The organism is Bacillus salipaludis (genome assembly GCF_030938565.1).
Taxonomy (GTDB): domain Bacteria; phylum Bacillota; class Bacilli; order Bacillales; family Cytobacillaceae; genus Neobacillus; species Neobacillus salipaludis_A.
In genome coordinates this window covers 112,841-125,142 of sequence record NZ_JAVGVR010000001.1, presented here as the reverse complement: position 1 = coordinate 125,142, position 12,302 = coordinate 112,841, and the positions used below count along the sequence as shown (strand labels likewise).

Here is a 12,302-nt window from a genome sequence, read left to right as displayed (position 1 = left end):
GAAAAGTTTTACTCATACAATCCTTTACACCGAACAAAAATAATTCTTATATAGATTAACATTTTTCACAAGTATTTGCAAGAAGACCATGGGGACGGTCCGTCCCCATGGTATTTATTTTTTTTCCGCCTTCAAAAAGGCCGCGAAGTTTGCTGCCTTTTTGGGTGAGGCAGTGAGGGATTGTTCATACCCTTTCTGGAAGCCTTTTTCGTACGCTGTCACAAACCTTTGACCAAGTATCCGCTGGGCCGCCTGTACCGCATTCATTTCTGGATGGGCATGCAGGTAGGCGTCGAATTTTTCGCCAGAGGGAAAGGAGAGGTATACCTCCCGGAGAAGTCCTATTTTCATGAGGGACTGAGCAACCTCCTTCTTGTTGTTCAAGCGCAGCTGGGAGGGCGGCATCTGCTGCCAAGCACGGGAAATCCTAAAATTATGGCGGTCTTCAAGCCCTGAATGGATTCCTTCATAATATCCTTTTTTCATCCCCATCTGGATCGGGTCCGGCGGCGGTTGGCCGTCAGTGTGAAGACCGCCGGCGAAAAGAAGGACGGCAAAGAGGAAAAAGACCCAAAGTTTCCGTATCAAAAGCTTTTCCCCCTTTCTGTGTAATTTATCTCCTTTAGTTTAACCAGTCATTTCCTTCAAATACCAAAGGAACAAGATCAATATTTGGTTAACGCTCTATACCTTCATCCAACACTTCAAATTCTTCCTCATCTCGTTCGATTTGTTACTCATCGGACTCTGTCTTTTTCTTTCTGACATCAAAAATTCACATGTTTATGCTCTCAATCTCCATTTCTTATTTTGCAAAACAAATAGTGTTATAACCTATGAGTAAAAGTCCCTTTGTTCAAGGAATTTCGACTAATCCATTATAGATCCAGCTTAGGTTAAAAGAACGCTTTCTTTGTTAAATGAACGAACAACCGACAAAAATTTAAAAACATTGTCGAATACTGTCCGAGAAAGTTTGAGGGGAGGTGAGATTATGCAAATCCGGAATTTTATACTAGTAGGTATATTTTTAGGGGCGGCCGTTTTCTTGCCCAATATTGCATTTGCCGAGAAAAACGGACCCACCGTTCAATCGGGACCTCAAAATTCTACAGTACATACTCGCGCTTTAAAGAAAATGGAATATCCAGTGACTTCGGAAAAAGCAGTTCCCGTTACACCTGAAATCGTACATAAAAGTAAAGGTGAAGTGGTTCAAAAACCAATGTCGAATCCTAGTACCCAGCATACCGTACCAATAAAACCTGTTCCAAGGTCACCAAACAAGGCCAATAGGAGTATTGAAAAGGCAGGGCCTTCTTTAGAAAAGAATAGAAGAGCTGGTGAATCAGCAGAACAGGCTGCTAAGGTGAAAGATACAGGACAAGCAACAGAAGCCGCTGTAAAGGTGAAAGATACAGGACGAACAGCAGAAGCGTCTGCAAAGGTGAACCATACAGGACAAACGACAGAACCGGCCGCAAAGGTAAAAAATACAGGACAAACCGCAGAACCGTCTGCAAAGGTGAAAGATACAGGACAAACGACAGAACCGGCCGCAAAGGTAAAAAATACAGGACAAACCGCAGAACCGGCTGTAGAGGTGAAAGATACAGGACAAACAGGAGGAACAAAGCCAAATGCTGTTACGAGCAAGCTTCCGGAGGTCCCTAAGTCACTCTCCTCAAATCAAACAAATTCTGAGGCGGAAACCAACAGCCAGTCTTCAGATTTAAATCCTAAGTCAGAAGCTTTTACAGAGGGTACCGAATCCGCAGTATCAATAAAGACGAGTAGTTCTCTGACCTTGGCGCAGAAACCGTTAATAGATGATGAAAATAAGACTCCACCTAATAGGAAGAATCTTGGGGACATTGAGATCATGAATAACCCTTCGCAACGAACGCAATCCTCTAGAGGGCAATCAAATGAGCTGTTCAGCACGGGGGCAGGCACAATAAGCTTTAGTGCAAATCGGTTTGATTGGGATAAATATTTTGGTGTAAACCTTGGCCAGATTTATACTTCCCGCCATGCTAAGTTCTATCATCAATGGATCAATGCTCCACCTTCACCACCACCAAAAGCAGCTCCTTTTTTTCTTAACGTTATTTAGCAGCATGTAACGAAATTAAAAAGGAGCAAAATTGGAATGAAAAAATACCGTAACACAATGAAAATTATAAAATCTTTCGTATTCACTACAGTATTGTCTTTTGGACTTATATCAGAAGGCCATTTTACTGAAGCGGCTGGACTTGATAAAACAAAAATGGAACCTGTTAAAGCTGTTCAAGTAAACAGTGCCCAACAGCAAGCCAGCAAAAAAGCAACTTCTGCAAAGCCTAAAGCGAAAGTAAAAGCTAAGGTTCAGCATAAGAAAAAAAGCAAAATTGTAAAATCGCAGGCAAGTGTACATACCAGTGAAACAGCAAAAAGGCATGCTGCTTCAAACTCAGCAATCTTTGCCAAAAAAACATTGGCAGAATCCAATGGAACTGAGGCCGCTGCAAAATATGTATTCGGATCCGATTCCGCTTCATCAGCGAATCCTAAAGGGGAAGAGCTTTATCTAGGAAAGTTAGGGTATGGCAGCAAAGTACAATTCGATGCAAGCACGGGAAGTGGAATTTATTTCAGTAGCGCAAGGGCACAGAAGGCCAGCTATGTTTACGGCTATTGGTTTTTAACTGGTATACAAAAGGCGCCATCAAGAACTTCTGCAAGTGAATGGGGAAGGCAACAGGCAAAATTAGCACTAAAAACCTATGAAGCTATGAAGAATGTATATGGTTCGAAAGTTAGACCTGTGATTTTTATTGATGTGGAATCAGCTTTAACCGGTATGAAGGACAATGACTTTGCAAATAATCGTTCGATTTATAACGCATTTGTAAATTATCTAAAGCAATATGGACAAGGTGCAAAACCTGGTACCTATTCGTCTACTGGGAACTGGAAACTGACGATGGGGGACTTTTCACCAAGCACTCCGGGGGCGTATTGGCTTGCTCATTACCCTGGTGACATCCCTTCAGATTTGACAACAAGCAATTCGTATTGGGGCAATTTCCCTGGAACAAACGAAAAGGCAGAAATTTGGCAGTACTATGGTGGTACCAATGACTATGATGTAGCTTGGAAACTTCCGTAACGAAATATAATGGGGAGCGGGTAAGTTTAGAGTTTAATAGATTTTTATCGGTTCCCTATTGTCCATAATTACCCTATGTGTTCTAGTATGCACTCTGGACAATAGTATGAGAAAACCTTGGTGGTGGGATGTCAAACGGGTGGCAAAATAAAACATTCTGTCGCCAATATCATCTCTTAAATCATTTATTATAAAAAAAGCCTGTTGTATCAGGGGTTACAAAGCTTTTCTGTTGTGTTAAAAAGGGCTGCTCTTTTTTGATAAAAGTAATTTACAAACAAAAAGACGCTTGAAGGTTTCAGCCTTCAAGCGCTAGCTTAATTGTCATAGGATTATAGATTTTTAACGTTTCCTCGATGAGCAGGCATCTTTTTCAGTCTAGACTGATGGAGGAATTCTTCCAGTGCCCCTGACCCAAATAAAACCCCGAATAAGATAAAGAGAAACCCGAGGATTTGCGGGGAGGAGATTTTTTCACCAAGGAACAGTACGGCGCCAACTAAGGCGAAGAAGGGATTCAAATTGATAAAAATCGCCGATTCCGTCACGCCCACTTTTCCAATCGCACTGTTGTAAATCATATGTCCAATCGCAGTGGCAATGACAGCCGAAGCGAGAAAAATCATCCAGACCTCCAAGGAACCATGCGGAATTTTCTTTAATCCACCGGGTTCAGCAAATAAACTTATAAAAAATAAGACGATGCTGCCAAATAGAAGCATATAGCCGGTCATCAAGCGCGGATCCAGCGTATTGGAGATTTTTTTTATCAGAACAAAACTATACGATTGAGTAAAAATCGATAAAAAGACGAACAAATCTCCATTTGAGATTCCTCTTAGGGATAAGCCGCCATTTCCTGATGCCACGATAAAGGCAACACCCGAAAAACCTAAAATGATGCCTACAATCTTAGGGATCGTTACCCTGCTTTTTAAAAACAGAAAGGCAACAATGGTCGATAGCAGCGGTCCTAGTCCTAGAATAAGCCCGCCGTTAGAGGCTGTGGTTTTCGCTAATCCCATCGATAAAAAGAAATGGTGGCATACGACATTAAAAAAACCGGCAGCAAGAATATAACGTAACTCTTTTTTGTTCGGCAGTCGGACCATTTTAAAAATAGATAGGATTAGAAAGACACTAATAGCTGCGGTGAAAACCCTTATGGATGTTATGGTCAACGTAGGAAAGGTTGTGACAAGGATTTTTGTTGCGATGACATTAAACCCCCACGCAGCCATCACAAAAACTAAAAGCAAATAAATTTTATATTTCTGTGCTTTGGGCATAATTCCACTTCTTTCCTTTATCACTTTAACGAACATTATACAACAATGGCAGCCAGTTATGGGGTGTTTTTTTCGATTGTCGAAATAAAACCATGGGTTCTGTTGCATTTTTGGACCATGAGAACCGCCTTGTGTTGAGAAGAGGGGTGGAAAGGGATTATGTTTCGGTGACTAGCAATGGAATGATGAACAGTTTTTTAGGATATCGACACTTTTTCACTAGATATCGACACTTTTTGGCCGGATATCAACACTTTTTAGCGGGATATCAACAAAAAATTAGATGATATCAACACTTTTGGCAGCATATCAACACAAATTTGGGTTTTATCGACAATTAGTTCCTTTATTTCTTCTACCAAAAAAAGCTAGCAGAACCTTCCCCGTGGTTAATTTATGCTTTTTATGTAATAATAAATTGGTAAAAATGTAAATTCACAATTCATACGTAGTGAAAGTGGGGATTATCATGGCAACGGGAACACATACAGTAGAAATTCCAGTAGATGTACATACAGTTTGGGATTATGTCAGCGATCTTGAAAAATGGGCAACGTCAGTACCAGCCTATAAAGAACATGAAATCATTAATGACAGGCAATCTATTTGGACATTTGAAGGTAGTGTGAAAAGTATTAAAAAAACAATACAAGCGCAGGTAGATATTACCGAATGGAATGAACCTTCAAATATTAAGTTTGAAATAAAAGGTTTATCAGATAAATTTACAGGAAGCGGTCACTTTACTGCAGATGATGTTAATGGTAAAACAACCATGACTTGTACGGTAAACGTCCAAGCAGGTGGACTTTCGGGTGCTGTGTTATCACCCATTATTAAATGGGCTGTTCCAAAAGTAGCATCTCGTTTAACAGAATCAATCGCACGTAAAATTGTAGTATTCTCATAGTTTGCAAAGATTGAAAGCCGCTTCATTTTGGAGCTATTCTCCGAAGTAAAGATGGTAACATTCTGAATTGACCATTGTAAGGATAAAGAGTTTTACTAGAAATTTTATAATTAGCGGAAAGGGGGCTATCCAAAAATGGATGGCCTCCTTTTTGCGAACGGGAATTCTCGAGGCCTGACCCCCACTCAAGATCTTTTTCAAGCAGACAAAGGAGGGAGACCCTATCAAGATAAGGTATTAGAGTTTTTTATATTTGAAATTACATAGAGGTAAGCAAGGTTGCGTGAACATTCGTGAAAATGGCAGGGGGATTAAAAAAGCTGGTCTCAACGAATGAGGCCAGCCGTCAATCTATTTATTTTCCCCATAGGGGTGAATGGTTTGAATCGTTCCATCTTCATTATATTTTAGTTCTGTGTATTTTACAGAGCGCTTATGGTTCACGCCGTCCGATAACGAGCAATCATGATAAAACAGATACCACTTATCCTTAAACTGGACAATTGAATGATGGGTAGTCCAGCCGATTACTGGTGTAAGGATCGTCCCTTTAAACACAAACGGGCCCTGTGGATTTTCACTTACAGCATAAACAATTTTATGAGTTGTCCCCGTTGAATAGGAGAGATAGTAAAGACCATTGTATTTATGAACCCATGGACCTTCGAAATATCTGCGGTCCTCGTCACCTGCAAGAATCGCATTTCCTTCTTCATCTACAATCGAGATTTCGAGGGGGGTGCTTTTAAAAGTCAGCATGTCATCACTTAATTCAGCTACTCTTGGTCCTAAGGCAGGTTCCGTTAGTGCCGGCCCTTCGGCTTCTGGGTTAAAGGATCCTTCTGCCCACTTTTCCAGCTGTCCCCCCCAAAGGCCCCCAAAATAAACATAGGCTCTTTCATCCTCATCCACTAACACAGCGGGGTCAATACTAAAGCTTCCTGGTATGTAATTTTCCTCTGGTGTAAAGGGTCCTGATGGATCAGGGCTTGTCGCGACACCCATTCTGAAAATGCCATCTTTATCTCTTGCAGGGAAAAATAGATAATACATATTATTTTTGTATGCTGCATCGGGTGCCCAAAGCTGTTTACTTGCCCAAGGAACATCTTTTAAATGGAGCACTTCGCCGTGGTCTACACAGGGTGCGGTTAGATCATCCATCGATAAAACATGGTAATCTTCCATCGCGTATTGGTCGCCATTATCATTCGAAGGGCCATCATGATCGAGATCATGAGAAGGGTAAATATAAAGCTTTCCTTCAAAGACATGTGCAGAAGGATCTGCCGTAAAAATATGTGTAACTAAAGGTTTATTCGGTTTAGAGTTTTTACACATAATATCTCTCCCATACTAGTGATAGAATATTTACAAATTTAGTATAACGAAAGTGAATTGACTTTGTATATCCAAAAAACTAACTTTTTCAACTTAAAAAAACCAGAATAGGATGATAGGATCGTTAGCGCCAAAAAGAAATTTATGCCATTTTTGCTTTCCCTGTAATAAAATTCTCAATGACAAAAGCAGATACACCCAATGCAGCTGAATACTTTTCAAGTTTCGAGAAATCTACTTGCAATTCATTTTGATTGTATTCTAGTGCATGACTTTTAATCGTCGTCCGTATCGGTTGTTCAATCCATTCTTTTGCCAATGCTAATCGGTTCCCAATAATAATCTGATCAGGGTTAAATGTATTAATGATGTTATTAATCCCATATCCTAGGTAAATGCCTATTTGGTTAAAGAGATTTTGTGCATTTTCCTTCCCATTTTTTGCTTCTTCTATCAAAGCCTCAAGAGAATCCGGTTTATTGTCAGCCATCTCCAACAACGCATGTTCAGAAGCGTAGGTTTCCCAACATCCTCTGCTGCCACAGCTGCATGGCTTACCGTTATGATCAATAATCATATGTCCCATTTCTCCAGAAAAGCCATTTTTCCCTTGATATAATTCTTTGTTTAAAATAATCCCTACACCGATTCCGATTCCGGCGCTGACATAGATAATGTTTTGGAAGTCTTGGCCGGCGCCGAACTGCTGCTCGCCAAAGGCTCCTGCATTTGCCTCGTTTTCAATGATGACGGGGACTTGGTAAAGCTTCTCCAGGTCGTTCTTTAATTGGATATTTGTCCACCCTAAATTGGGGGCAAGAAGAATCACACCCTCTTTGTGTACAATCCCAGGTACACCGACTCCGATCCCAACAATTCCATATCTGCTGCCAGGCATTTCATCCATTAAGGCCTGAATCATATTTTGAACGATGCTCATAATGGAAGGGTAGGGAGTCCGGTTAACAAACTGATTTCTTTCAATGAGAATATTGCCTTTTAGGTCGGTGAGAACACTTAATACATAGTTTACTCCGATATCGATCCCAATCGCATATCCGGCTACTTTGTTAAAATGCAGGATAACGGGCCGCCGGCCGCCGCTTGATTCTCCTGCACCGGATTCATAAATAAGTTCTTCCTCTAATAATTCGTTTACTAAAGAGGAAACGGTAGTCTTATTTAGTCCTGATATTTGGGCAATGTCTGCCCGTGAAATGGGCTCCTTTTCCATAATTAATTGTAAAACGAGTGCTTTATTATTTTTTTTGACAACCTGTTGATTCCATGTAATGGTTTCCACTTATAAAAAACTCCTTAGTTGGTAGTAATATTAGCATAGCACAAACTTTGTCTATTGGATATACAAACTTTAATACAGATGGTATACTGAATTCAAGATATTCATATTTATAAATTATTCCCAAATAAATAAGGGATGAAAGGTAAAAGAGGAAAATTTTTAAAAATCTTAGTTTGTCTGATAGACAAACCAAGTTTAGGGTGCTATAATTCGATTAAATAAAGGTTTAAAGATTAAATAAAGAAACCTTTGAGAGCCTTTACACTATTAATCTGAAACCATAAATTTACTAGGAGGAATAACCGCATGGCTTATTTCGAAACCGTTAACAAAATCAAATTTGAAGGAGCAACATCCAAGAATCCTTTATCATTTAAGTATTATAATCCGGAAGAAAAAATGAATGGAAAAACAATGGAGGAAATTCTTCGCTTTTCTGTTGCATATTGGCACACATTTACAGCCGATGGTACGGATCCATTTGGTGTAGGTACAGCAATCCGTCCTTGGGACCACCTAAAAGGATTAGATTTAGCAAAAGCACGTGTTGAAGCGGCATTTGAATTTTTCGAAAAATTAAATGTTCCCCACTTTGCCTTCCACGATGTAGATATTGCTCCAGAAGGAAGCACGTTGAAGGAAACAAACGAAAATCAAGATGTAATTGTTGCGATGATTAAAGAATACATGAAAACAAGCAAAGCAAAACTGCTTTGGAATACGGCTAATATGTTTTCCAACCCGCGTTATGTACATGGTGCAGCAACTTCTTGTAATGCGGATGTATTTGCTTATTCTGCAGCAAAAGTGAAAAAAGCCCTTGAAGTGGCAAAAGAGCTTGGTGCTGAAAACTATGTATTCTGGGGCGGCCGTGAAGGGTATGAAACGCTTTTAAACACGGATATGAAGCTTGAGCAGGACAACTTGGCACGATTCTTCCATATGGCTGTTGACTATGCGAAGGAAATTGGCTTAAATGTTCCATTCTTAATCGAACCAAAACCAAAAGAGCCTACCAAACACCAATATGACTTCGATGTGGCTACTGGTCTAGCCTTCTTGCAAAAATATGATTTAACAGACTATTTCAAGTTCAATATCGAGGCAAACCATGCTACACTTGCGGGGCATACTTTTGAACACGAACTGCGTGTTGCTCGTATTAACGGTATGCTTGGATCTGTTGACGCAAACCAAGGTGATATGCTTCTTGGCTGGGATACAGATGAGTTCCCAACAGACCTTTACACGAACACATTAGCCATGTATGAAATCTTAAAAAATGGCGGCTTAGGCAGCGGCGGCATGAACTTTGATGCAAAAGTCAGAAGAGGTTCGTTTGAGCCGGAAGATTTATTCCACGCACACATTGCGGGGATGGATGCCTATGCGATCGGTCTAAAAGTAGCCAACAAGTTGATTGAAGATAAGGCCCTTGACAGCTTTATTGAAGAGCGTTACAGCAGTTATACAAAAGGAATCGGTTTAGAGATCGTGGAAGGAAAAACAAACTTCCGTGAGCTTGAAGCCTATGCCCTTCAATTAACAGAAATCAAAAATCAATCAGGCAGAACAGAGCGCCTAAAAGCTTTAATTAACCAATACCTGCTTGAAACTCTATCAAGTGTAACTGTATAAATGACTAAAAATGTGCTGGCAGTAGTTTACTCCAGCACATTTTTATAGAAGAAAAGGATGATGGGAAATGAAATATGTCATTGGTGTTGATCTCGGAACAAGTGCTGTGAAAATTTTACTTGTGAATCAAAATGGTGAAGTATGCAATGAAGTGTCTAAATCTTATCCTCTGATAATTGAAAAATCAGGTTACAGTGAACAAAACCCTGAAGAATGGGTGGAAAAAACGAAGGCTGGATTAGCCGAATTGATAGCACAATTTGATGGCGATGTAAACGATATCGAAGGCATCTCTTTCTCCGGACAGATGCACGGCCTTGTTTTGTTAGACGAAAACAATCAAGTGATTCGAAACGCAATCTTGTGGAATGATACGAGGACGACGAAACAATGTCAGGAGATCTATGATGTGGTTGGCAAACAGCGTTTATTGGAGGTAACGAAAAACCCTGCTTTAGAAGGCTTCACGTTGCCGAAAATTCTTTGGGTAAAAAAAGAAGCGCCTGAACTTTTTGCGCGTGCGGGTGTTTTTATGCTGCCAAAGGATTATCTGCGTTATCGGATTGCCGGGAATATACATATGGATTATTCTGATGCTGCAGGGACTTTATTGTTAAACGTGGCGAAGCGGGAATGGAGCAATGAGATGTTAGAATTATTTGGCCTATCCCCCGACATCTGTCCGCCACTCGTGGAATCTCATGCATTGGTTGGGAATGTTACATCTGAGTTTGCTCAGGCAACAGGATTATCGGAAGCCACCAAAGTGTTTGCTGGAGGTGCGGATAATGCCTGCGGTGCAATTGGCTCCGGCATTTTATCAGAAGGTAAAACATTGTGCAGCATCGGCACCTCTGGTGTGGTCCTTTCTTATGAAGAACGAAATGACCTTGATTTTCATGGAAAGGTTCATTACTTTAACCACGGTGAAGAAAATGCCTATTATACGATGGGTGTAACCTTGGCTGCCGGCTATAGTTTAAGCTGGTTTAAAGATACCTTTGCAAAAGAAGAAGCGTTTGATCAGTTTTTAGAAGGTGCGGATGAAGTACCTGCAGGCTTGGCGGTCTGTTATTCACTCCATATATAGTGGGAGAAAGAACTCCGCATGCCGACCCGAATATTCGTGGAAGCTTTATTGGTGTGGACGCTTCCCATGAGCGCAAGCATTTTGCCCGTGCTGTTCTTGAGGGGATTATCTTCTCTTTAAACGAATCCATCGAAATCTTTAGAAGCAGCGGCAAGACAATTGACTCGATCATTTCAATCGGCGGCGGTGCCAAGAATGAAACATGGCTGCAAATGCAGGCAGATATTTTCAATGCAAAGATTGAAAAGCTAACCAGCGAACAAGGTCCCGGAATGGGTGCGGCAATGCTGGCAGCATACGGCTGCGGCTGGTTCCCGTCACTTAAAGAATGTGCAAAAAGTTTTATTCAAACCTCAAAAACCTATAATCCGATTCCGGAAAATGTCGAAGCATACAAGCAACTATTTAATATCTATCAACAAGTTTACGCGCAAACGAAGAAATTAAATGAGCAATTAAGTAAATTTAGAAAGTAACATAATCAGGATAAAGCAGTTTGATTAAACGGGAGGGAGAATCAAAATGAAAGTTATTCAGGAACATTTTGGTCAAATCGATGATCAGTCTGTCTCTTCGTTCACATTGGTTAACGATCATGGTGTAGAAGTTACTGCCATTAATTATGGCTGCATTATAACGAAAATAGTGGTTCCTGATAAGAATGGACATTACGAAAATATTGTCCTTGGGCATGATCAATTAAATGATTATCTTCGAGATCCCTATTTTCTTGGTGCTGTGGTAGGAAGAGTAGGTGGACGAATTAAAGGCGGCTCTTTTGAATTGGATGGTAAAACGTACACCCTTGAAAAAAACGATGGTAACAACCATTTGCACGGCGGCATAAGAGGATTTGATAAGGTTGTTTGGGATGCAGAGATGATGGAAGATGGAGTTTGTTTTTCCTATTTCAGTCCTGACGGTGAGGAAGGATACCCTGGGAATTTGCAAATCCGGGTAACGTATATTCTAAATAACGATAATGAATTGAAAATTAACTATGAGGCCCAAACCGATAAAAAAACCCTGCTAGCGGTTACGAACCACTCTTATTTTAATTTAAGTGGTAACTTAAAAAGGGATATATTGAATCACACGTTAACCATGAAGAGTGATCAGTTTTTAGAACTCGATCAGGGGTTTATTCCAACCGGTGTTTTTATCGACGTGAAAAATACGCCATTTGATTTTACAAGTGAAAGGGTAATAGAAACAGGAATCACATCTGCTCATCCACAAAACATATTAGTTGGGAATGGCTACGATCATCCCTTTCTATTAAACACAAACCATGCTGAGGAGATCGTTTTGAAGGATTCTGAAAGCGGTCGTATTTTAACCATTGAAACAGATGAAGTTGGGGTTGTCGTCTATTCAGGTAATTCGTTAAAAACAGAAGGTGAATTCCGGGGAGTACAATCAAGCAAATACCTTGGTATTTGCTTGGAGACTCAAGGCTTACCTGATGCGGTCCATCATTCTCATTTTCCATCCGCCATTTTAGATAAAGATCAGCGTTATTCATCAACGACCATATATACGTTTGGGATTGAAAAATAGAGATAAGGAGTTTAGAA

General features: G+C 40.3%; 9 protein-coding genes and 1 pseudogene. 6 read left to right on the top strand and 4 right to left on the bottom strand.

The window, feature by feature from the left end; genetic code table 11:
• Positions 1 to 114 precede the first annotated feature (114 nt).
• A complete protein-coding gene (locus RCG21_RS00565) occupies positions 115 to 588 on the bottom strand; it encodes a hypothetical protein (protein WP_308912695.1) in 474 nt (157 codons plus the stop codon).
• 406 nt (positions 589 to 994) lie between these two features.
• Between RCG21_RS00565 and RCG21_RS00560 the strand changes: the two genes are divergently transcribed.
• The gene (locus RCG21_RS00560) at positions 995 to 2,116 is read left to right on the top strand and encodes a hypothetical protein (RefSeq protein WP_308912694.1); all 1,122 of its coding nucleotides are present in this window, start codon (positions 995 to 997) and stop codon (positions 2,114 to 2,116) included.
• A gap of 36 nt (positions 2,117 to 2,152) precedes the next feature.
• A complete protein-coding gene (locus tag RCG21_RS00555; RefSeq protein WP_308912693.1) occupies positions 2,153 to 3,154 on the top strand; it encodes a GH25 family lysozyme in 1,002 nt (333 codons plus the stop codon).
• A gap of 332 nt (positions 3,155 to 3,486) precedes the next feature.
• Here RCG21_RS00555 and RCG21_RS00550 read toward each other — a convergent pair whose 3' ends face one another.
• Positions 3,487 to 4,443, bottom strand: coding sequence for a DMT family transporter (locus RCG21_RS00550; RefSeq protein ID WP_308912692.1), 957 nt, complete (start codon positions 4,441 to 4,443; stop codon positions 3,487 to 3,489).
• 469 nt (positions 4,444 to 4,912) lie between these two features.
• Between RCG21_RS00550 and RCG21_RS00545 the strand changes: the two genes are divergently transcribed.
• A complete protein-coding gene (locus RCG21_RS00545) occupies positions 4,913 to 5,353 on the top strand; it encodes an SRPBCC family protein (RefSeq protein WP_308912691.1) in 441 nt (146 codons plus the stop codon).
• Between the two features lie 351 nt (positions 5,354 to 5,704).
• Here the strand turns inward: RCG21_RS00545 and RCG21_RS00540 are convergent, their stop codons facing one another.
• The gene (locus tag RCG21_RS00540; RefSeq protein ID WP_308912690.1) at positions 5,705 to 6,694 is read right to left on the bottom strand and encodes a glycoside hydrolase family 43 protein; all 990 of its coding nucleotides are present in this window, start codon (positions 6,692 to 6,694) and stop codon (positions 5,705 to 5,707) included.
• A 142-nt stretch (positions 6,695 to 6,836) separates the two neighbouring features.
• Positions 6,837 to 7,997, bottom strand: a complete 1,161-nt coding sequence (locus RCG21_RS00535) for an ROK family protein (RefSeq protein WP_308912689.1) — start codon at positions 7,995 to 7,997, stop codon at positions 6,837 to 6,839.
• Between the two features lie 306 nt (positions 7,998 to 8,303).
• On the opposite strand from RCG21_RS00535, the gene xylA reads away from it, so the two are divergent.
• From xylA to RCG21_RS00520, 3 genes and pseudogenes are all read left to right on the top strand, one after another.
• On the top strand, positions 8,304 to 9,635 hold the full coding sequence (xylA, locus tag RCG21_RS00530) for a xylose isomerase (RefSeq protein WP_308912688.1): 1,332 nt from the start codon (positions 8,304 to 8,306) through the stop codon (positions 9,633 to 9,635).
• A gap of 67 nt (positions 9,636 to 9,702) precedes the next feature.
• A pseudogene (gene xylB / locus RCG21_RS00525) lies at positions 9,703 to 11,201 on the top strand (xylulokinase).
• Between the two features lie 46 nt (positions 11,202 to 11,247).
• Complete coding sequence (locus tag RCG21_RS00520; protein WP_308912687.1) at positions 11,248 to 12,285, top strand: aldose epimerase family protein; 1,038 nt, start codon at positions 11,248 to 11,250, stop codon at positions 12,283 to 12,285.
• The last annotated feature ends 17 nt before the right edge of the window (positions 12,286 to 12,302 follow it).